At 63.7% G+C, this 20,057-nt stretch carries 20 protein-coding genes; 13 read left to right on the forward strand and 7 right to left on the reverse strand.

The genetic code is table 11. The features are described from left to right. Positions 1–37 precede the first annotated feature (37 nt). Genes LK12_RS10770 through LK12_RS10780 form a run of 3 tightly spaced genes read right to left on the reverse strand, consistent with a single transcriptional unit; the run spans position 38 to position 3,133 of the window. Positions 38–1,306: an MBL fold metallo-hydrolase gene (locus LK12_RS10770; protein WP_039283323.1), complete on the reverse strand. Its 1,269-nt coding sequence runs from the start codon at positions 1,304–1,306 to the stop codon at positions 38–40. A 2-nt stretch (positions 1,307–1,308) separates the two neighbouring features. Then, positions 1,309–2,313 carry a zinc-dependent alcohol dehydrogenase gene (locus tag LK12_RS10775; RefSeq protein ID WP_039283326.1) on the reverse strand — a complete coding sequence of 335 codons (1,005 nt, stop codon included), beginning with the start codon at positions 2,311–2,313 and terminating at the stop codon, positions 1,309–1,311. Positions 2,314–2,344: 31 nt separating this feature from the next. After that, positions 2,345–3,133, reverse strand: a complete 789-nt coding sequence (locus LK12_RS10780) for an SDR family NAD(P)-dependent oxidoreductase (protein WP_039283329.1) — start codon at positions 3,131–3,133, stop codon at positions 2,345–2,347. A gap of 168 nt (positions 3,134–3,301) precedes the next feature. On the opposite strand from LK12_RS10780, the gene LK12_RS10785 reads away from it, so the two are divergent. The 4 genes from LK12_RS10785 to LK12_RS10800 all read left to right on the forward strand — a co-directional run bounded on the left by LK12_RS10785 (position 3,302) and on the right by LK12_RS10800 (position 7,224). Continuing rightward, on the forward strand, positions 3,302–4,174 hold the full coding sequence (locus LK12_RS10785) for a helix-turn-helix domain-containing protein (protein WP_197063512.1): 873 nt from the start codon (positions 3,302–3,304) through the stop codon (positions 4,172–4,174). Positions 4,175–4,338: 164 nt separating this feature from the next. Then, positions 4,339–5,502: a sulfotransferase family protein gene (locus LK12_RS10790; RefSeq protein ID WP_039283332.1), complete on the forward strand. Its 1,164-nt coding sequence runs from the start codon at positions 4,339–4,341 to the stop codon at positions 5,500–5,502. Between the two features lie 56 nt (positions 5,503–5,558). Continuing rightward, a complete protein-coding gene (locus tag LK12_RS10795; RefSeq protein ID WP_039283334.1) occupies positions 5,559–6,035 on the forward strand; it encodes a VOC family protein in 477 nt (158 codons plus the stop codon). A 469-nt stretch (positions 6,036–6,504) separates the two neighbouring features. Further along, positions 6,505–7,224: a helix-turn-helix transcriptional regulator gene (locus LK12_RS10800; RefSeq protein ID WP_052223324.1), complete on the forward strand. Its 720-nt coding sequence runs from the start codon at positions 6,505–6,507 to the stop codon at positions 7,222–7,224. A 9-nt stretch (positions 7,225–7,233) separates the two neighbouring features. Here LK12_RS10800 and cofH read toward each other — a convergent pair whose 3' ends face one another. From cofH to cofE, 3 genes are read right to left on the reverse strand one after another with little or no spacing between them, the layout of a single operon-like run. Further along, complete coding sequence (cofH, locus tag LK12_RS10805) at positions 7,234–9,576, reverse strand: 5-amino-6-(D-ribitylamino)uracil--L-tyrosine 4-hydroxyphenyl transferase CofH (RefSeq protein WP_156135450.1); 2,343 nt, start codon at positions 9,574–9,576, stop codon at positions 7,234–7,236. A 2-nt stretch (positions 9,577–9,578) separates the two neighbouring features. Then, complete coding sequence (gene cofD, locus LK12_RS10810) at positions 9,579–10,532, reverse strand: 2-phospho-L-lactate transferase (RefSeq protein WP_039283337.1); 954 nt, start codon at positions 10,530–10,532, stop codon at positions 9,579–9,581. Further along, positions 10,529–11,311, reverse strand: coding sequence for a coenzyme F420-0:L-glutamate ligase (gene cofE, locus LK12_RS10815; RefSeq protein WP_039283339.1), 783 nt, complete (start codon positions 11,309–11,311; stop codon positions 10,529–10,531). Before cofE ends, cofD begins: the two co-directional genes overlap by 4 nt. A gap of 116 nt (positions 11,312–11,427) precedes the next feature. Between cofE and npdG the strand changes: the two genes are divergently transcribed. The 7 genes from npdG (at position 11,428) to LK12_RS10850 (ending at position 17,986) form a co-directional block, all read left to right on the forward strand. Next, complete coding sequence (gene npdG / locus LK12_RS10820; RefSeq protein WP_039283341.1) at positions 11,428–12,078, forward strand: NADPH-dependent F420 reductase; 651 nt, start codon at positions 11,428–11,430, stop codon at positions 12,076–12,078. Continuing rightward, the gene (gene cofC / locus LK12_RS10825) at positions 12,075–12,686 is read left to right on the forward strand and encodes a 2-phospho-L-lactate guanylyltransferase (protein WP_039283343.1); all 612 of its coding nucleotides are present in this window, start codon (positions 12,075–12,077) and stop codon (positions 12,684–12,686) included. The genes npdG and cofC overlap by 4 nt, the downstream gene beginning before the upstream one ends. Before the next feature lie 53 nt (positions 12,687–12,739). Further along, positions 12,740–13,597 carry an SDR family NAD(P)-dependent oxidoreductase gene (locus tag LK12_RS10830; protein WP_039283345.1) on the forward strand — a complete coding sequence of 286 codons (858 nt, stop codon included), beginning with the start codon at positions 12,740–12,742 and terminating at the stop codon, positions 13,595–13,597. 29 nt (positions 13,598–13,626) lie between these two features. Then, entirely contained in the window at positions 13,627–14,547 is a 921-nt protein-coding gene (locus LK12_RS10835; RefSeq protein WP_039283348.1) for an LLM class F420-dependent oxidoreductase, read from the forward strand. Between the two features lie 31 nt (positions 14,548–14,578). After that, positions 14,579–15,826, forward strand: a complete 1,248-nt coding sequence (locus LK12_RS10840; RefSeq protein WP_039283350.1) for an MFS transporter — start codon at positions 14,579–14,581, stop codon at positions 15,824–15,826. A gap of 66 nt (positions 15,827–15,892) precedes the next feature. Further along, on the forward strand, positions 15,893–17,164 hold the full coding sequence (locus LK12_RS10845; protein WP_039283352.1) for an MFS transporter: 1,272 nt from the start codon (positions 15,893–15,895) through the stop codon (positions 17,162–17,164). A gap of 9 nt (positions 17,165–17,173) precedes the next feature. Next, positions 17,174–17,986, forward strand: a complete 813-nt coding sequence (locus LK12_RS10850) for a sugar phosphate isomerase/epimerase family protein (protein ID WP_039283355.1) — start codon at positions 17,174–17,176, stop codon at positions 17,984–17,986. On the opposite strand, the gene thiE is transcribed toward LK12_RS10850, so the two are convergent. Next, on the reverse strand, positions 17,983–18,636 hold the full coding sequence (gene thiE, locus LK12_RS10855; protein ID WP_039283357.1) for a thiamine phosphate synthase: 654 nt from the start codon (positions 18,634–18,636) through the stop codon (positions 17,983–17,985). The genes LK12_RS10850 and thiE overlap by 4 nt on opposite strands. Positions 18,637–18,731: 95 nt before the next feature. On the opposite strand from thiE, the gene LK12_RS10860 reads away from it, so the two are divergent. Together LK12_RS10860 and LK12_RS10865 are read left to right on the forward strand one after the other, a co-directional pair. Further along, positions 18,732–19,193 (forward strand): hypothetical protein, encoded by a 462-nt coding sequence (locus LK12_RS10860; protein WP_039283360.1) that lies wholly within the window; start codon positions 18,732–18,734, stop codon positions 19,191–19,193. Positions 19,194–19,345: 152 nt separating this feature from the next. Further along, on the forward strand, positions 19,346–20,050 hold the full coding sequence (locus tag LK12_RS10865) for a hypothetical protein (RefSeq protein WP_039283363.1): 705 nt from the start codon (positions 19,346–19,348) through the stop codon (positions 20,048–20,050). The last annotated feature ends 7 nt before the right edge of the window (positions 20,051–20,057 follow it).

Raw genomic sequence — 20,057 nt, forward strand, 5'->3', positions numbered from 1 at the left:
CTTCATTCAGCCGAGGTCGTCGATACCGGGAACAGATTTAGCCCCCTTCCCCCAGCAGCTTCTCACATTCGGCAATTTCCGAGCGCAGCCACATGGTCTCGCTCAGGTTCTTGCCGCCGCAGTCCTTCAGCAGCGCCTCGTTCGCGGCCTTGCGCACCTTGAGCGCGGGCACGTTGCCCGGCTCGGCGCCCAGCGCGATATCGATGAGGTGGATGGCCTCGAGCGGCTTGCTCGCATCGAGCTTGGCTTGCGCCCGTTCGGCGAGCTTGTCGGCGCCGCCCGCCAGTTCGGCCAGGTCTGCATTCACGCTGGAGCGCGGCACGCCGTAGAGGGCGGTGGTGCCGTCCTCGTAATGCAGCCAGCCGGCATATTCGCGCCAGATCGACTTGACCGCCCAGCTTGCCTTGCCGTGGAACTCACCGATTTCCAGCCCCTCGGGCCAGGCGAATTCGCGCATCAGGGTGTGGACGTCCTTGCCGGCGTTCATGCCCTCGAGCGTGTAATCGCGCACGTAGCTGACCGCCGCGTGCATCTTGTCGAGATCGGCCTTGATGCGATGCTTGCCGACGATGGCATCGCCGTGCCCGGTGACGACGATCTCGGCGCCCAGGTCGCGGATCGTCTCCAGCGACTTGAGGAAATTGCGCACCAGACGCGGCTTGTCTCCGCGCAGGGTGTTGAGGAACGGCATCGACAGCCAGACCGGGCCGAACACGTTGCCGGTAAAGGCCACCTTCTCCTTCGGCATCCACACCGTCAGCGCGTCGACCGTCTCGCCTTCGGGCGTCGAGATGATCTCGAAGGTGCGTCCACCCAGATCCAGCGTCAGCTTGCGATCGACGAGGATGTCCGGCTTTACGTCCGGCGGCGGCTTGGGCGTGCCGCCGCGCTTGAGCGTCGAGCCCCAGAGCTTCCCGCTGCGCGGCCCGAAGAAGGGCTGCAGCCGCATCATGTCATCCAGCGCTTCGTTGAAGCCGGGCCCGCCGATGACCTGCGTGCCCTCCTCGACGAAATCAGGCACCGCGCCGTAGTGATCGGCGTGGCTCTGCGTGAGGACGATGAACGCCAGCGGGCCGGTGCGATGCGGTGCCAGCAGGCGCTTGGTGCGCTCGGCATTGTCCATGAAGCCGGTGTTGATCATCACGTCGCCTTCGCTCGTGGTCACGAGATAGGCGTTGGAGATGTCGTTGGCCTGGAAGATAAAGTCCGTGATCGCGATGGCTTCGGTCTGTTCGTCGCCCGAGTGCACGAGGCCGGCCAGCTTTGGACCGTCGTCTTTCGCCGGCGCTTCCTTGGTTTCCGCCATGGTCAGTCCTCCATCTCGATCATGACCTTGGCCGAAGACGGCGTAGCCGCGATTTCGAGGCCTTTCATCACGTCTCTGAACGGCAGCTTGTGGCTGATCATGGCCGCGATCTTGTCCTTGAGGCGCGGCATGGCGGCGATCACCTCGGGCATTTCGGTGGGATAGCCGACAGCCGTGGTGATCGTCATTTCGCTCGTCAGCATGCGGCCGACCGGGAATTCGAGCGGCTTCATGTAGGCCGCGGTGATAACCATGCGGGCATGGAACTTGGCCATCATGATCACGTCGGTCAGGATGTTCGGTGCGCCCGCCGCATCGATATAGGCATCGGTGCCGACGCCGACGCGGCCGTAGCTCGGCACTTCGCCATGCAGCTTCGCCAGTTCGGCGCGCAGATCCACCTTGGTGGGGTCAAGCGCGGCCTGCACGCCGAGCGCACGGGCCCGTTCGAGGCGTTCTTCCGAGAGGTCGAGCGCGACGACATCGGTAATCCCGCGATCGATCAGCCACAGCAGCATGCCGAGGCCGATTGGGCCGCAACCGAAGACCACGACCTTGTCGCCTGGCTTGACCTCGGCGCGATTGACGCCGTGCATCGCGACGGCGAGCGGTTCGCACATCGCAGCGACGTCGTAGGAAATGCCCTCGGGGATCGGCAGGATGGAATCGCCCAGGCGGGCCTCGCGCACCAGCAGTTCCTGCGTGAAGGCCCCTTCCGGACCGCCCGAACCGATGTTGCTTGGCGTCATCATCGGATTGACGATGACCGGAGAGCCGACGGAAATGCCCTCGACCTCGGCGCCGACTTCCATGACCTCGCCAGCACCTTCATGGCCCAGTGCGGTCTCGACGCCCGGCGGAATGCCGCCCATCTTGATGTAGGACAGGTCCGATCCGCAGATGCCGACCGACTTCATCTTGACCACGACATCCTTCGGCCCTGCCGCCGGACGCTGGTAGGCATCGAGCCGGACATCGCCGGCACCGTGAATCTTGAGCAGTTCCATCGCTTTTCTCCTCGCCCCGTTTATGTCGTGATTACGGGCGGACCATGTAGCCGCCGTCGATCGTGACCGTTTCGCCGGTCATGAAAGAACTGGCGTCAGAGCACAGGTAGGCGCCGATGCCCTCGAAGTCCTCGGGGCGGCCGCAGCGCTGCATCGGAATGGTCGGCGCGAAGTGGCCGGCGACCGCCTCGGCCTGCGCGCCCTCGCCCATCATCGGCGTGATGATCAGGCCCGGCGCCACCACGTTCGCGCGAATCCCCAGCGGCGCCAGTTCGATGGCGAGGCAGCGGATGGTGGCCGCGACCGCGCACTTGGAAGCTGCATATTCCATCTTGCCCGGCAGGCCCTGGAACAGCGAGAGCGAACCGCAGGCGACCAGGCTGCCGCCCTTTTCGCCTGCCTCTGCACGCTCCTTCATCAACCGCGCGCCTTCGCGCAGGGTGAAGAAAGCGCCGTGCAGCGCGGTCTTCTGGAAATCGTACCAATGCTCGGTCGGCATATCGAAGACCGAGTTGTAGCGCGGCGAAGCGCCCGAGTTGGCGAAGACGCAGTCGACCCGGCCGAAGTCTTCCATCACCTTCTTGTAGCCCTCGGCGATGTTCTCTTCCTCGGAAACGTCGACCTGGTAGGCGATCACCTTGCCCGCGCCTGCGGCTTCCAGTTCGGCCCTGGCCTTCGCGCTCTTTTCCGCATTGCGCGCCCAGATTGCCACGTCGCCGCCCATCTTGGCCGTGCCCATGGCAAAGCCGAAACCGATGCCGCCGTTGCCGCCGGTCACCACCGTTACCTTGCCCGTGCAGTCGAAAAGGCCATTGGCCATCGTCGTATCTCCTCGATCCCGAAACATGCGCCATGTCCGGCGCGGTTTATGGTCATGAGGTTTCGGCGGCGGCGGGTTGCCTAGCAAGAGGAGCGGGAATAGAAATCGGGCCCTAATGTGCCATCAGGGACATAAATCCGGCCAAGTGCCAATCACGGGAGCCGCCCCTTGCCAGTCATCGACGCGCAGCAGCCGACGATAACCGTCGATGCCGAACTCAAGGCGCCGGGAATCGTCGCCCAGATCGTCCGCTTCGCCATTCCCGAACCGACGGCCACCCACCACGAGGTATCCGATTTCTACCATGTGAACATGTGCCTGACTCCACGCCCTCTCCATTCACGCGGAGGCTTTCGCAACCGCTGGGGCCCGCACCGGCTCGAGCGTCTCGGCGACATTTTCATGCTGCCTCCCGGCGAGGAGCTTTATGTCCGGGGTGGCAGCGGCCGGCAGGCCTCACTGATCTGCACGATCGATCCGGGCCTGGTTCACGAAGTGGTGGGACGTGATCTCGAATGGGACGACCAGCACCTTGCCGCCACGCTGGATATTTCCAGCGCGCAGGTCCGCGCCCTCCTCTTTCGCATCACGGCCGAAATTCGACATCCCGGACTGGCCGCCGGCAAGATGCTTGAACTGCTCGGAGCGGAACTCGCCATCGAACTCGGCCGCTACTGCTACGAAGTGGCGGAACGCCCGGTTACCGGCGGGCTGGCCGGATGGCGGCTGCGGCTGATCGACGAGCGGCTGGAAGAAAGCCTTGAAGCCCCCACGCTCAAGGAACTGGCGGACCTGTGTTCGCTATCGGTACGCCAGCTTACGCGCGGGTTTCGCGTCAGCCGTGCCTGTTCGATCGGCGACTACATGGAACAACGGCGAATGGAAGCCGCCAAGCGACTGTTAATGGAGGGCGAACGCGTCAAGTCCATTGCCTTTGCCATGGGATTCGCGTCGCCTTCCAGCTTCACGTTCGCGTTCCGGCGGGCCGTGGGCACAAGCCCCAGCTCGTTCCGACAACGCCAGCTCCGCGTCCTCGACTAGCCGGTGTCAGGGGCCGGGAATTGACCTGATTTCGACAATACGGCCTGAAATATCAGGACAGGTGCATTGCCAATGCACCGTTCGGCAGCCTTATCTCATGACCAACGCGGCGCTGCCGATGGAGCCCGCCACCACAACGCAACGGGAAGAGGATACGCAAGCTCATGGCCGAACAACTGGTCGCCGATGCCTTCATCGAACAGGCGATGAAGGCCACCGGTCTCGATACCTTCGACAGCGACAGCTACCGCGAGGGCCTCACCGTCTTCGTCGACGATTTCAACCGCGGGATCGCGCAAGGTATCTATACCGAGGCGGGAATTGCGCGAGCGGGGGCCGACTGCGTCACCTACCTCGGCAACCGGCTGCGCGTGGCCGACTATCTGCGGAAGAACCCGGAGCTCACCCAGCGCAAGATCGAGCGTCCCGTCTTCGTCTTCGGCATCCCGCGCACCGGCACGACGCTGCTCTCCAATCTGTTGGCAGCCGATCCGGCCCGCCGTTCGCCGCTTGAATGGGAAATCGACGAACCTATCCCGCCCGCCCCTGCCGGAATGCTGAAAACCGACCCGCGCGCCCTCGCCAAGCTGGCACAGCACAAGGCCATGCTCGAGGCGCATCCCGAAATGGGAAAGATCTACCGTTCCTCGCCGATCTATCCGCACGAGTGCGTCTGGTTCCTAGCGCACGACTTCAAGACCCTGATGATCGAATCAAAGGGCAAGCTTCCGGGATACAAGGACTTCATCTTCTCGGCGGACATGACCTCTGCCTACTCCTACCACCGCAAGTTCCTTCAGGCGTTGCAGCACCACAACGGCGGCATCTGGAACCTGAAGATGCCCAGCCACGCACTGCACCTTGAATACCTTATCAAGGAATATCCCGATGCCCGGCTGGTCTGGACGCATCGCGATCCGTTCACCGCGACCGGTTCGCTGTGCTCGATCATTTCGATGAGCCACCGCATGTTTCTTGGCGCACCCGATACGGAGTGGCTTGCCGAGGACTATCCATGGCAGGCGCAGCAGCATGCCGAACGGATCATGGATTTCCGCGACAAGTACGGGGAAGACCGCATCATCGACGTCCACTACGACCGTCTCGTGAACAATCCCGTCGACGAAATGAAGCAGCTCTATGCCTCGCTCGGCGACGAGTGGACTGCCGAAGCCGAAGCGGGCATCCAGCAGTGGGTGGACGAGAACCCGCAGGGCAAGTTCGGCAAGCACGAATACAAGCTGGACCAGTACGGTCTGACCAAGGCGGATCTGGAACCGCTCTTCGAGCGCTATCTCTCGCGCTACGACGTCGCGCGCGAAGGCTGACATAAAACGGGGGCAAGGCCGCCGGCGCCTGTTCCCAATTCACTCGGGAGAGACCCATGCTCGAAGGCATGCACTACCAGAACGCCTATGTCTGCGACGACCTGGAAGCCGCGATCGCGCTGTTCCGCGGGCGCGGGATGACAAAGGAACCGATCGTCATTCCCGTCGACCAGACAGTCCAGACCCCGGAAGGTCCGAAACGGCAGAAGAGCCGCATCTGCTTCATCTGGATCGGCGATCTGCAATACGAGCTTATCGAGAACGAGATCGACGAAGTGGGCATCTACGGCAACTGTTTGTCGAACGGTGGCCCGCTGCGCTTCCACCACATCTGCTTTCGCATCGACGACTGGGACGATTTCCGCGCCCGGGTCGATGATCAGGAATTCCCGATCGCCATGGAACGCGACCTGACCGGCGAGGACCCCAACGGCCTCAAGTTCCTCTATCTCGATGCCCGCAAGGTCTTCGGGCACTACCTCGAATATACCTGGATGCCCGAGGCCATGTGGCAACAGATCCGGGCGATGTGAGGCCCCATCTCTGGTCGAAAATAAAAAAGGCCTGTCAGCCCTACCCCAGGACTGACAGGCCGGTTTCAGGCACTGTGGCCATGTGACCGTGCACAGCTCCTGGTGCGACCCGAGAGAGCTCACGGCATGCAGAAACGGCGCCGGAGGGAGGAGAGTACAGCGCGCGTTTCGATGCGATGCCGGTTAGATAGGTTCTTGGGTCATTCCAGACGAGTCACGCACTCACGGGACAGATTTCAGGCCTGTGCGTGCAGAGTGGCACACACGCCGCCGCGGCAAAGTTGCCGTCTGATCAAACTAAATAAAAAATCGGCACTACCGGCATGATGTAATCGGAGTATGATCCTTGGCTTGTTGAAGGGGAGCTGGATCGAGTCTTGTCGGTTTCGACGTTTTCTCTCAAGCCTGTCCGGCTGGGTCACGATGACACGCGAGATCGAATTCGCGCCGTGTTTCGCAGGACTTTGTCATGCCGGCCATAATCGATAAGATATTGAGGAGTGAAAGCCTTTCGGATCTTCTTGCGCTGATGCCGAAGTATTACGAGCGCAACGGCTTCACGGCCTGCTTCTACTTTTCGGTCTCTCCGCGACCGCAGGGTCATGCGCCGGCTGCGGTCATGAGCCCGCTGCACCATGGCGTGAGTCGAGAGCTCGTAGACGCCTATCTGTCCGCCGATTTCCAGCGTCTCGATATCGTGCCGCGAACCGCGATGGCGCTTGGCGTGCCGGTGCGCTGGAAGGAAGCCTGGGCATCGGTGGACATCACGCCGGAGGAACGCGAATTCCTCGAATTCATGCGCAGTCTCGAGATCGGAGACGGCTTCACCCTGCCCTGTTTCGGACCCAACGGCCGCGACGGCTACGTCAGCATAGGCAAGATGACGGCCGACGCGCGGACGGACAGGGATTCCCTGCGCGAAATGCATGTCGCTTCGCAGGCCGCGCATTTGCGCATATGCGAGTTTAAGGCCGCCAGTCAGTTTGAAGACAAGCCGCTTTCGGGGCGCGAGCGTGAAGTCCTGGACTGGGTCGCCAGGGGAAAGAGCAACAGCGTGATCGCTGAAATTCTTGGGATTTCAGTCGGCACGGTGGATACCTACCTGCGCCGCATTTACGAAAAGCTCGACGTCTCCGATCGGACTTCGGCCGCCGTCCGCGGGATCGGCATGGGCCTGATCGCCGCCTGAGGCGCGGCTTCAGGCCATTTCATTCCTTGCCAGTTGATCGCCCACATCCGCGTAAAGGGTCGTGCGCTGCTTCAATCGGCGCCCGACACTCCCGGCGGCCTGCCGCAATTCGTCGACGCCCACTTCCTGCCCGTGCAAGGCCCCGGCCGCGCGGCTGATGCTCTCGTTCATCAGCACCCCGCCAAGGTCGTTGGCGCCTGCCGCGAGTACCGCCGCCGCGCCATCCATGCCGAGCTTCACCCACGAGCACTGGATTGAATCGATGGCACCGTTGAGCGCCAGACGCGCCACCGCGTGCATCAGCACCGCCTCGCGCCAGGTCGGGCCCTTGCGGCTTTGCCCGCGCCGGTAGAACGGCGCTTCCATGTGGACCAACGGCAGCGGCACGAACTCGGTGATGCCGCCGGTATCGAGCTGCAGGTTGCGCAGCGCCAGCAGGTGCCGCGCCCAGTGCTCGGTGCCTTCGAGGTGGCCGAACATGATCGTCGAGGTGGTGGGCAGCCCGACGCGGTGCGCGCTACCCACGACATCGAGCCATTCCTGCGTCGTCAGCTTGTCCGGGCAGATCTGCGCGCGGATATCGTCGCACAGGATCTCCGCCGCCGTGCCCGGCAGCGAGCCCAGCCCGGCATCGCGCAGCCTTGCGAGATAGTCGGACACCGGCATGTCGAGCGTGCGCGCGCCCTGGCTCACTTCCAGCGGCGAAAAGGCATGGACGTGCAGGTCCGGGCATTCGTCCTTCACTGCACGCAGGATCGAAAGATAGGTTTCGCCGGTATAGCTCGGGTGGATACCGCCCTGCAGGCACACTTCGGTTGCCCCGCGCGCTACGGCTTCACGAGCGCGCGCCGCGATCTCATCGAGATCGAGATTGTAGGGCTTGTCGCGGAAGCCCGCCTTGATGCTGGTCTTCGAAAAGGCGCAGAACGAGCAGGCGTGGGTGCAGATGTTGGTGTAGTTGATGTTGCGGTTGACGACGTAGGTAACATCGTCGCCGCTGACCTCTGCGCGCAAGGCATCCGCTGCTTCCACAACCGCCTGCGCCGCCGCACCCCGCGTGGCGAAGAGCGAGACGATCTCCTCTTCGCTCAGCGATACACCGTCGCCAGCGCGGTCGAGCATGCGATGGATGCGCGAGGCGACCGGCCCCTCGTAGCGGCGCCCGAGCGGCGTGCGGACGGACCCCGGCGCGCCATCGGCCACGCCCGGACACCAGCGGCTGTCGCGGCCCAGCCCTTCGGCGTCGGCCAGCTTGAGCACGGCCGGGCGGATCTCCGGATCGAGCCATTCGCTGCCGGCACCGCCGATGTAGCGCGGATAGATGGTGAGCCGCTCGACCAGCGGCAGGCCGGCGCGGGCGCAGACGGCCTCAAGCTGTTCGACTTCGGGCCAAGGCGCTTCCGGGTTCACATGATCGAGCGTGACGGGAGAAATCCCGCCCCAATCATCGATCCCGGCATCGATGAGTTCGGCAAGCCGCTCGTCGTTGAGATTGGGCGGCGCCTGCACTGAGACTTCACCGGGCAGGATGATCCGGGCCGCGGCAATGGTGCGCAGGAAGTCGGCTTCGCTCGCTTCCGCCGCGCCGGACATTTTGGTTCCGGGCTTGGGGCAGAAGTTCTGGACGATCACTTCCTGAAGATGGCCGTGCCGCTCATGCAAATCGCGCAACGCGAGCAGCGCCTCGATGCGCTCCTCGGGTGCTTCGCCGATGCCGATCAGCACGCCGCTGGTGGTCGGCACGCGGGCGCGGCCCGCGGCATCGAGCGATGCGAGGCGAACCGCCGGAACCTTGTCGGGCGAACCGTGATGGCACATGCCCTTTTCGAGCAGCCGCTCCGACGTGCTTTCGAGCATCAGCCCCACCGATGCCGCGACCGGGCGCAGCATGCGATAGTCCTCTTCGTCGAGGATGCCCGCGTTCACGTGCGGCAGCAGGCCGGTTTCCTTCAGCACCAGTTCGGCGCAGTGGCGCACGTAGTCGATCGTGCGCGCAAAGCCGTGATCCGCCAGCCACTCGCGCGCGGCAGCATAACGGCGTTCGGGCGCATCGCCGAGCGTGAACAGGGCTTCCTTGCAGCCCGCCGCCGCACCCGCGCGGGCAACGTCCAGCACTTCCGGCTCGGACATGTACGGCGCTTCGAGCCGCGAGGGAGTCGTGGCGAAGGTGCAGTAGTGACACACATCGGTGCATAGCCGCGTGAGGGGAATGAAAACCTTGGGCGAATAGGTCATCCGCGCCGGCGTGCCTCGTCCGAAACGCCCGTCGCGCCGCGCGCGGGCTTCGGCAAGCAGGTCTTCAACTGGTGTAGATAAGATTCGAGTAATCAATGCGCCGTCGTCGCGAGCCATGGTCATCCTGTTTCGATACGGGCTGCCGACAGTGCTACGCGCGCAAGCCGCTCCCGAACCTCGGCATCGCACATGACTGTTCCCGTAATCGTGACCGAAAGGCCGCCGGCGCGCAACCCCTCGGCATCGGCGGCATCGGCCTCGTCGATGATCAGGTGATCGAGCAAATCGCCGTAGTGATCGGCAATCGCCCGGTTCGATACGGGCTGCCCGAGCTCACCCAGCAGCTTCGCAAGCGGACCTTTCAGGGCCGTGCCGCCTACCAGCGGGGATACCGCAACGAGCGGCACCTTGCGCGCTTCCAGCGCCTCGCGGATGCCATCGACGGCAAGGATCGGATCGACGCTGAGGTACGGATTCGAGGGACATATGACGATAGCCCCAAGGTCCTCACGCGCCAACGCCGCAGCGAATGCCGGTGACGGCATCGCGCTAGGGACGCCATCGAACCGGATGCCCGTCGCTACCGGACGGCACTGTTCGGCGACGAAATAGCGCTGGAAGTCCAGCCAGCCCTCCTGCGTGCGGACCTGCGTACGAACGGGCGCATCGCTCATCGGAACTATCGCATGCGCGATCCCGAGCGATCGGGTCAGCCGCGTGGTGACGTCGGACAGGCTCTCCCCCGCGCGCAAGCGCCAGGAACGAGCAAGGTGTATGCCCAGATCGCGGTCGCCGAGATTGAACCAGTCCGCCTCTCCCAGTGCCTTGAGCATGGCCATGGCCTGCCACGTCTCGTCCTTCACACCCCATCCGCGCTCGGTGTCGTTGAGCCCGGCAAGCGCATAGGTCACGGAGTCGATGTCCGGGCAGATTGTCAGGTCGAGATGCTCGAAGTCGTCGCCCGTGTTGACGATAATGGTCAAGTCCTCCGGCGGCAGGACAGCGGCGAGACCTGCTGCCAGTTTTGCCCCGCCGACGCCGCCCGAAAGGGCCAGAACGTGCTTTCCACTCATCGAAACATATCCTGTTCCACCGGGCGCAATCCGCTCACCGCGCCTGCCCCGTCTTCGTCGCCAACCCAGCGCTCGGCCCCGCGCACCAGAGCGACCGGGGTGCCTTCCGCGCCCTCGCCCATCGCCAGCGCCCCCATTGCGGCGATCGAATCCGCCACGGCAATCACGGTGGCCTGCAAGGTCCGTCCGTAGAGGTCCTGCGCCTTTCCGCGCCTGTCCTCGAGAACGGTTAATCCTGCGCATCCAATCGCCGCGCCGACCGTGCCGATCCGCCAGGCCCGGCCCATCGAATCCGCGATCACAACACCGATTCTTGCCCCGCTTGCCGACTGAAGGCCCGACCGGATCGTGCGAGCGGACGCATCGGGATCCAGCGGCCATAGCAGCACAGTCCCTTCGTCACCGCCGGCAATGTTCGAGGCATCGATCCCGGCATTGGCGAGCACATGCCCGGTACGGTGCCGGGCGATTATCGCAGCCGGCATGGCGCGCAGGATCTCGGCGCTTTCATCGAGGATTGCCTGCGCCATGGCGGGCTCGCGCTCGGTACGCGCGGCCAGATCATGCGCTGCATCGCCGGGCGTGATCGCGCCCAGGTTGACCGCCCTGCCCTCGACCTTCGAGACGATCTTCTGCGCGATCACGCAGATATCGCCGTCGCGTAAGCCATCGCCTTCCTCGGCAAGCCTTCTGCAAATCGCTTGCACAATCGACATTCCGGGGGCGAACATGGGCAATCCGGCAAGCGGCCGCACGGTGATCGCGGGGGTGCTGTTCATTCAGGGCCCTTCTTTCGGCGGATGTGCCGCCGGTCTCCTCACGGGGACTTCCTCTAAGGCGACCGCAATGCCAACGACAACCGTAACGAAAAAGAATTCGCAGGAGAGAAGATCAAATGGCATCGATAGCGGTCATCGGCGGAACCGGCGCGCTGGGCAAGGGCATTGCCCGCCGTCTCGTAAAGGCCGGCCACGACGTGACGATCGGCTCACGTTCGGCGGAAAAGGCGCAGGCCACGGCCGAGGAGCTGGGCGCCGCCGGATATGCGGCCAATGCCGACGCGGCCAGCGACAAGGATGTGGTGATCGTGACCGTTCCCCATTCCTCGCAGGGCGATACGCTGGCGCTTATCAGGGACAAGGTGGGCGATGCTATTGTGGTCGATACGACCGTGCCGCTCGTCCCGCCCAAGGTCATGCGCGTGCAACTCCCCGCCGAAGGCAGTGCGGCGATGCAGGCCCGCGCGCATCTGGGGCCTGATGTGAAGCTGGTCACGGCGTTCCACAATGTCTCGGCCCATCACCTCGACAGCGATCATGCTATCGAGTGCGACGTACTGGTATTCAGTGACGACATCGAAGCGCGCAAGGCGGTGGTCGACCTTTGCCCTGGCATGGGACTGCGAGGGCTTTCCGGCGGCTCGCTCGGCAATTCGGCAGCGGCCGAGGCACTGACGTCGATCCTCATCTACATGAACAAGACCTACAAGGCCGACGGCGCCGGCATCCGGTTCACCAACCTGACGGAAGCACCCGCCATTCCATGAGCGGCGCGCCGACCATCTGGGCCCTGATCCCGATCAAGGCTAGCGGTCAGGGCAAGTCCCGCCTTGCCGACAAACTGTCCGAGCCGGAGCGGGACGCGCTCGTCGATGCGATGTTGCACCATGTCGTGAACGCTGCCGGTAAGGCTACAAAGCTGGCACGCACGATACTTGTCGGCCCCTCGCGTCATGGATTGGATGCGGACATCCCGCTGATCGGCGATCGTGGCTACGGTCTGAACGACGCGCTCGAAAACGCGCTGGGCGAGATCGCATGCGCTAAGGAGCGGCCCGACCGGTTGATCGTGATTGCTGCAGACTTGCCCTGTGTGACCTCGCTCGATCTCGATCTGTTGGCCGAAGCCCCGGCAAAAGCGGTAGCCATTGCTCCGGACAGGCATGGAACGGGTACGAACGCCCTGTCCCTGCCCTTGCCCGAGGCGGCAGGCTTTCGCTTCTACTACGGCACCGACAGCGCGGCGCATCACCGCGAAGAAGCGGAAAGACTGGGCCTGAACGTGGAGACGATCCTCAGCGCGGGGCTGGAGAAAGATATAGACGAGCCTTCCGATCTGGTTGATGCTGGACAGGTGTATACAATCGAACGCTAGCAGCCCATGCTGCAAACGAAGCCGAAAACGGCACGAAACGGTGGAGAGAGCATTTGCAGGCAAGCGATATCGACCTGACGGGCCAGGTGGCCTTCGTGACCGGCGGTGGTGGCGGCATCGGTCGCGCGACCGCGCTGTGCATGGCCGACATGGGGGCAGACATCGCCATTATCGAGGCGATCCCCGAGCGCTGCGATCAGGTGAAAGAGATGGTTGAGGCGCGCGGGCGCAAGGCCCTGTGCATTCCCGGCAATGTGATGGACGTGGAAGTCCTGCAGAATGCCGTCGCAACCGCAGCGGACACATTCGGTCGGCTCGACATTCTCGTGAACAACGCAGGCGGAGTGACCCGTCGCAACTTCCTCGATCTCAAGGAAAAGAACTGGCGCCGCCACATCGACATCAACCTCGTCAGCAATATCGTCGCGACGCAAGCCGCGGTGCCGGTGATGATCGAGGGTGGCCGCGGCGGCTCGATCATCAATGTGACGAGCATCGAGGGGTCACGCGCCGCGCCAGGTTACGCCGTCTATGCAGCGTGCAAGGCGGGCATCAACAACATGACCCGCACGCTGGCACTCGAATTCGGCGAATACGGTATCCGCGTGAACACGATCGCTCCCGACTACACCGTCACCCCCGGCACACGCGGGCAATGGACGGGCCCGGTCGACGAAAGCACGTGGTACCAGCCTACCGAAGCGCAGATCGATTCCGTGCGCCGCCGCATCCCCGCCGGCCGTGCCGGGATCGACGAGGAATGCGGCCGTGTCGCCGTGTTCCTCGCCTCCCCGATGGCCAGCTATGTCAACGGCACGATTATTCCGGTCGATGGCGGCTCCTGGGCTTCCAGCGGCTGGGTGCGCGATCGCAATGAAACCTGGATCCTTCCCCCCGAAGTGATCGACTGACTTCCCCCGGATCAAGACAGAGCAGAACCATGACTTTCACACTCAGTACCAGCCTGCCCTTCGACCATGTCCATCAGGCCGAAGAATTCGTCTCCATGCAGGCGCTCCACGAGATCGCCCGCGCCGTCGAGGACGCCGGTTTCTACGCCGGTTCGGTAACCGATCACCCGGTCCCTTCCGCGCGCTGGCTCGATAACGGCGGCCACTACGCGCAGGATCCTTTCGTGATGCTCTCGATGCTGGGTGCGGTAACGACGAAGCTGCGGCTGCAGACCAACATCATCGTCCTGCCCTATCGCAACCCGTTCATCACCGCGCGTGCCGTCTCCTCGCTCGACCACTTCACCAATGGCCGCGTGATCCTGGGCATGGGCGCGGGCTACCTGAAGGCCGAGTACAAGGCGCTGGGCGTCGACTTCGATACGCGCAACGACCTGATGGACGAATACATCAAGGCAATGAAGCTGGCCTGGACCGGCGAGGACTTCACCTTCGAAGGCACCGGCTACACCGCGCTCGGCAACCGGGTGCGCCCGACCCCGGCACAGAAGCCCCATCCGCCGCTGCTGGTCGGCGGCAATTCCAAGCGGGCGCTGCGCCGAACGGTGGAACTGGGCGATGCTTGGCACCCCTTCTTCGTGCCCAAGATGATCACCGACACGGCCCGCACCGCCAGCATGGAGGACGACGAGGACGTGAAGGGCGCGATTGCCTACATGCAGGATCACTGCGCCAAGGTCGGCCGCGAAGTCCCCCCCAAGGTGATCGCATCCTCGACCTACTCGGTGAAGAAGGGCTGGAGCGCACAGGAAGCGCTGGATCACTTCGCGCATCTCAAGTCGATCGGCATCGATGCTTCCGGGGCGACGGTCTATGCCGATACCCGGGCCGAATACTGCGACCTCGCCCGCCAGTTCGGTGAAGAGGTGATCTCCAAGATCGACTTCTGACCCGCTGAAAGTCTTGGGAGGGGGCTGCCACATGAACGAACCCGCTACTGCGCGCGAGGAATGGCGCAGGTATTGGCCCACTGTCCTCGCCGCAATGGTCGGGATGTCGTTCTACACGGTCATCACCTATTCGCTGAGCACCTTCATCGGGCCGCTGGAGGCGGAATTCGGGTGGAGCCGCACGGCCCTGTCTTCCGGGCTGACGGTTTTTGCCGGCATCTCCATGCTCGGCGGCCCTTTCGTGGGCATGGCGCTGGACCGGTTCGGCACGCGCAAACTGGCGATAACCGGCATGGTGCTGGCCGGACTCGCCTTCGCCTCCTTCAGCTTCCTCAATGGATCGATGACGCAGTGGATCGCGCTCTACGTGGTCTACGGCGTCTTCGCGCTCGCCATCAAATCGACGGTCTGGAGCGCAGGCATTTCCAGCATCTTCACCCACGCGCGCAGCCTTGCGCTTGCCGTGGTGCTGAGCGGATCGGCCATCGGACAGACACTCGCGCCGCTCGCTGCCAACGCCCTGATCAAGAGCTTCGGCTGGCGAGAGGCCTATATCTGGCTTGGCCTCGGCTGGGCCGGGCTGGCGCTCATTCTGCTCATTCCGTTCTACTACGACGCTCATGCCCGCAAGGCCCGGCAGGCAAGCAATGCCGCGGCAAGGCCGGCTATTGTCCTGCCGGGCCTCACCATCAAGGAAGCGACACGCGACAGCCGCGTCATCCGCATCGCCGTTGCCAACCTGCTGATGTCGATGGTCGGTTCCGGTGTGTCGGTCCACCTCGTGCGGATCGTATCCGAAAGCGGAATTTCGATGGACTCTGCGGTCGAGATCGCCGCGACGGCTGGCCTGGCCGGCCTGGTCGGCAAGCTCGGCGTGGGCTGGCTGCTGGACAGGGTGCAGGGCAGCCTTATTCCGTTCACCGGCTTTGCCATCGGCGCCTTCGGGCATTTTTTGCTGATCGGGCTGATTGGAGGCCCGACGCCGCTGCTGATCGGCGCCATGTGCATAGGCTTTGCTTCCGGTGCCGGGCTTCAGATTTCAACCTATCTCATTTCGCGGTATGCGGGCTTGCGGAATTTCGGGGCGATTTTCGGCACCATCAGTTCGATGATGATGGCCGGCACCGCGGTCGGCCCGTTGTTCGCCGGGGCCGTGCATGACGTGACCGGCAGCTACGACGCACTCGAAATGATCGCCGCGCCGGTCATGCTGCTGTGCGCGATGCTTTTCGTGGGTCTGGGCCCCTATCCGAAGTTCGCGCGCGCCGAAAACGACTAAAGGACCAACCGTCAAACCGGGGCCAGCGGCGGAGACACGTGGCGGCCCCGCCATTGGGGAGAGAGCATGACCGACAGAACGGCACCGGTGCCGGGATCCGCCGCGGGCGAATGGCGCGCCAACTGGGGCCTCGCCCTGTCGAGCTTCCTCGGCATGTCGGTCATCGCGGTGCCGGCGGTGACGCTGGGCATCTATATGGAGCCGCTGGAGAACGCCTTCGGTTGGACGCGGGCGGAAATCTCGCTCGGCATGACCGTCTTCGCGCTCATCACGACTCCCCTCGCCCCTTTTGCCGGGGCGCTCGCCGACCGCTTCGGCTCGCGCCGCCTGGTGCTTCCCGGACTGGTGCTCAACGGCCTCGCGTTCGCCGCTTTCTCGCTGATGACCGGCTGGTTCGCGCTCTACATCGCCTGTTGGGTCGCCTACTCGTTCTCGCAGCTGTTGATCCGCACGACCGTGTGGAACCGCGCGCTTTCTGCGAGCTTCCACGTCAGTCGCGGTCTTGCGCTGGCCGTTGTCATGCTCGGCCTGTCCTTCACCCAGACCGCCGCCCCCGTACTCACCCAGAAGCTCATCGCGGCGTTCGACTGGCGCACGGCCTTCGCCGCCATCGGCATCGGCTGGCCCGGCATTGCCTTTCTCGCCGCGCTGTTTCTTTTCCGCGAGCGCAGGTACGCGTCGAAGGCAGCCGATGGCGCGGGGGCGGACGAAAAGCCTGCCGAATTCGGCCTGACCTTCAGCGAGGCCATCCGCAGCGTGCCCGTCTGGCGCATCATTCTGGCGATGACGCTCTACAGCCTAGTGATGAGCGGCCTTTCGATGCACCTCTTCCCGTTCCTGACCGATTCCGGAGTCGCCCGCTCGTCCGCAGCAGGGATCATTGCCTTGATCGGCGTTTCTGCGCTGGCCGGACAGATCGTCACGGGCTTCCTCGCCGACCGCACATCGAGCGCGCTCTTGCCCTTCGGCTGCTTCGTGCTTCAGTCGCTGGCGCTGATCGTGTTGCTGCAAGCCACCGGTTCTCAGGGCGGCCTGACGCTCGGCGTCGTTCTGGCCGGGCTGAGCAGCAGCGCCTGTGTGACCATCGGGACCTACCTCATCACCCGCTATGCCGGCGTGCGGCACTTCGGCAAGGTCTACGGCATCGCCTCGAGCGGCATGGGCCTCGGCTCGGGCATCGGGCCGATCCTCGCCGGTCACATTCGCGATGCGAACGGCAGCTATGGCCTGTTCCTCATGATCGGCCTTGCCCTTTCCCTGATCGCCACCCTGCTGGTGACGCGACTAGGCCCCTACCCGGTCTTTCTCCCGCCCGCCGACACACCCGAGGAAACCTAGGTCGTCTTCATGCGAACCACGCCAGACAGGCTCGCCATCGAATTCATCTGCGTGCTCGGCATGCCGCCAACGGAGTTCGTGCGTCTCACCGCGGACCTCGGCGTTTCCGCCATCAGCCTCGCCCCGCAACCGATCACCGCCAATCCGCATGGCTACCCGGTATGGAACCTGCTGGAAGACAAGGCTCTCGTACGCGAGACCAAGGCCGCCCTCGCGGACACAGGCGTCCGCATCGCTCTTGGCGAAGGCTTCCTCGTTCGCGACGACATGGACCTGACCACGTTCGCGCCCATGCTCAATCTCTTCGCTGACCTGGGCGCGCCTGTGGTCAATGCCGTGAGCATGGCCGCGTCGCCGGAGACTTTCGGTACCTTCGCCAGGATGGCGGGAGAACGCGGTCTGCGCGCGACGGTGGAATTCCTGCCGCTGATGCCGCCCGCCTCGTTCGCCGAGGCGCTCGCCTACGTCGACGCCTGTGGTGCCGACAAAGCACAAGTGCTGGTCGATGCCATGCACTTCTTCCGGGGCGGCAGCACCCTTACGGAGCTTGCCGCAGCCGATCCGGCGAAGATCGGCCATGTCCAGATCTGTGACGTGCCGATGCCGCCCAGGACTGCCGACTATGGCCTGGAAGCGCGCGAGGAGCGTCTTGCGCCCGGCACGGGCGATCTGCCGCTGGCAGACTTCATTAAGGCGCTTCCCCCGGAAATAACGATTGGTCTGGAAGTCCCCGAAACGGCAAAGGCCCACGCGGGCATCGGACCCGCCGATCGCCTTGCGTCGGTTGTCAGCGCAGCTCGAAAGCTGCTGGCAGAGAGCTAAAGCGCAGCTTCCATGGCCGCATGGAACGCCTTGACCGCTTCGGCCTCATCTCCGTTCCAAACAGCACCGCTTACGGCGAGGAAGTCCGCGCCCGCCTTCACCAGCTCCGCGCAGTTATCCGGCGTGATGCCGCCGATGGCAACGCAGGGGATCTCGAACAGCGCCTGCCACCATTCGAGCAGGTCGAGCCCGGCGGTGTACTTCACTTCCTTGGTCGTCGTCGGGAAGAAGGCGCCGAACGCCACATAGTCAGCCCCGGCCTCGCCCGCATCCATGGCAAGGTGGCGGCTGTTGTGACAGGTCACGCCGATCTGCGCATCGCGGCCCAGCGCCTTGCGCGCTTCCTCCACAGTGCCGTCTTCCTGACCCAGGTGTACGCCATCCGCACCGAGGCGCTTGGCCAGACTGATCGAATCGTTGACGATGAAGGCGACCTCACGCTCGGCGCAAATGACCTGCAGCGGCTCGGCCAGACGTGCCGCTTGGTGCTGGTCCATGTCCTTGACGCGAAACTGGAAGGCCGCAACCGGCCCGGCGTCCAGCGCGCGGGCAAGCCGCTGCGGAAAGTCGCCGCCCACGTCGAGCGGAGAAATCAGGTAGAGCGCAGTCGGTTCGCGCGCTATTTCGGTATCGGCGGTCTCATCGGTCATGGCCGCGCTTTAGTGCGCAATCGGGCCGGTTGGAAGCGCCTCTGTCGCGCCAGGCATTCCGGAGCCGTTCAAGCGCGACCGGGTAAGGAAGGGACATGAAAATTCGCGCATCACTTGCCATTCTCGTCGTGGCCGGTCTTGCCGGCTGCACGGTCATCCCGGCCGAAACGGCTCCGACTGCTCCTCCGCCCCCTTCATCAACACCGCCGCCCAAAGCGCCGCCTCCGCCAGTATCGAACGCCCCACTGACCTTTGCAGCGCTCAACGAGACGGTGTCGGTCGACGGCCTGCAGGTCACCCCGAAGGAACTGCTGGAAGACAGCCGCTGTCCGATGAATGCCCGCTGCATCTGGGCCGGACAGGTCCGCCTGCGGATCAGCGTCCACGGCGGACTGCGGCGCAAGTCGATGGAGATCACGTCGGGCAAACCGTTACAGGTCGCCGACGGCACGCTGGAACTTGTCGAAGTGCGCCCGGACAAGGTCACGACACGGAACGACGGCGCCATCGAGTCTGATAGCTACCGTTTCGGGTTCCGGTTCATGGGCGGGTTTTAGCGGAACGAAGGTATGTTCGCCGGGGCTCGGACCCTGTAAACTTCATTCAAATGCAAATGTCGCACACTCGCCAATAGTTGCGAATGTAATTTTCCGGTCGTAACGATAAGCATGTGATCTCACGGCAACTTGTGAGCACTTGGGGAGGAATTATGAAGCGCGCATTGATCGCCTTGTTTCTCGCGTGCACGGCCCAATCGGCTTCAGCCCAGGACCTCTTATCTCAGGAAATCGTCGTGACTGCGATGCGAGTCGAGCAGGACGACTACCAACGCGACATGCCTGCTGTAGGTCTACGAAGAACAGCCGATTTTCTGGTTCAGGAAGTCATAATTCGTGGCGACACGCGAGACCCCAAGCAGCGGAGCGCCGAAATTCGCCAAATGCTCCAAAAGGCCGTGCAAATGGCCCCGAAGCATGGAGTGCAGCTTGCATTCGGGGACTACATATTGACGCCTTTGACAATGCAGAACCTCGACGATGTAACGCTGACCAATGACAACAGGCCGGACAGTCAAAGGTTGGCGTTTCTGATCAAGGCGCCCCTTGGAGGAGCCGAATCCGGCGCCACTGCGCAAAAGCGGATAGAAGACTACATCGAAGCTGTCCCGGAGGTCGGCCGAGCACAGATGGATGAATCCGGCGATCCTTCCTTGTCCATAGTCGGTCCGGATCAATATCGTACGCAGATCGCGGATAAAGTGATGGAAGACGCCCGCGCTCTGGCCGCCAGGATGGGAACCGATTACGCGGTAACGATTGAAGGTCTGAACATGCCCGTGCTTTGGACGCGCGCCGGCTCGTCAGAGGTCATGCTGTACATCCCGTACAAACTGGTCGTGCTGCCAAGGCCCTGATCGTTGC

Origin of the sequence: Novosphingobium malaysiense (assembly GCF_000802225.1) — a bacterium.
GTDB lineage: Bacteria > Pseudomonadota > Alphaproteobacteria > Sphingomonadales > Sphingomonadaceae > Novosphingobium > Novosphingobium malaysiense.

Bases quoted from the DNA above. Each gene is read 5' to 3' on its own strand.
- LK12_RS10800 (WP_052223324.1), top strand. From the start codon at position 6,505: ATGCCGGCCATAATCGATAAGATATTGAGGAGTGAAAGCCTTTCGGAT.
- LK12_RS10770 (WP_039283323.1), bottom strand. From the start codon at position 1,306: ATGGCGGAAACCAAGGAAGCGCCGGCGAAAGACGACGGTCCAAAGCTG.
- cofD (WP_039283337.1), bottom strand. From the start codon at position 10,532: ATGAGTGGAAAGCACGTTCTGGCCCTTTCGGGCGGCGTCGGCGGGGCA.
- npdG (WP_039283341.1), top strand. From the start codon at position 11,428: ATGGCATCGATAGCGGTCATCGGCGGAACCGGCGCGCTGGGCAAGGGC.
- LK12_RS10865 (WP_039283363.1), top strand. From the start codon at position 19,346: ATGAAGCGCGCATTGATCGCCTTGTTTCTCGCGTGCACGGCCCAATCG.
- LK12_RS10860 (WP_039283360.1), top strand. From the start codon at position 18,732: ATGAAAATTCGCGCATCACTTGCCATTCTCGTCGTGGCCGGTCTTGCC.
- cofC (WP_039283343.1), top strand. From the start codon at position 12,075: ATGAGCGGCGCGCCGACCATCTGGGCCCTGATCCCGATCAAGGCTAGC.
- LK12_RS10840 (WP_039283350.1), top strand. From the start codon at position 14,579: ATGAACGAACCCGCTACTGCGCGCGAGGAATGGCGCAGGTATTGGCCC.
- cofE (WP_039283339.1), bottom strand. From the start codon at position 11,311: ATGAACAGCACCCCCGCGATCACCGTGCGGCCGCTTGCCGGATTGCCC.
- LK12_RS10795 (WP_039283334.1), top strand. From the start codon at position 5,559: ATGCTCGAAGGCATGCACTACCAGAACGCCTATGTCTGCGACGACCTG.
- LK12_RS10780 (WP_039283329.1), bottom strand. From the start codon at position 3,133: ATGGCCAATGGCCTTTTCGACTGCACGGGCAAGGTAACGGTGGTGACC.
- LK12_RS10850 (WP_039283355.1), top strand. From the start codon at position 17,174: ATGCGAACCACGCCAGACAGGCTCGCCATCGAATTCATCTGCGTGCTC.
- LK12_RS10835 (WP_039283348.1), top strand. From the start codon at position 13,627: ATGACTTTCACACTCAGTACCAGCCTGCCCTTCGACCATGTCCATCAG.
- thiE (WP_039283357.1), bottom strand. From the start codon at position 18,636: ATGACCGATGAGACCGCCGATACCGAAATAGCGCGCGAACCGACTGCG.
- LK12_RS10775 (WP_039283326.1), bottom strand. From the start codon at position 2,313: ATGGAACTGCTCAAGATTCACGGTGCCGGCGATGTCCGGCTCGATGCC.
- LK12_RS10790 (WP_039283332.1), top strand. From the start codon at position 4,339: ATGGCCGAACAACTGGTCGCCGATGCCTTCATCGAACAGGCGATGAAG.
- cofH (WP_156135450.1), bottom strand. From the start codon at position 9,576: ATGGCTCGCGACGACGGCGCATTGATTACTCGAATCTTATCTACACCA.
- LK12_RS10845 (WP_039283352.1), top strand. From the start codon at position 15,893: ATGACCGACAGAACGGCACCGGTGCCGGGATCCGCCGCGGGCGAATGG.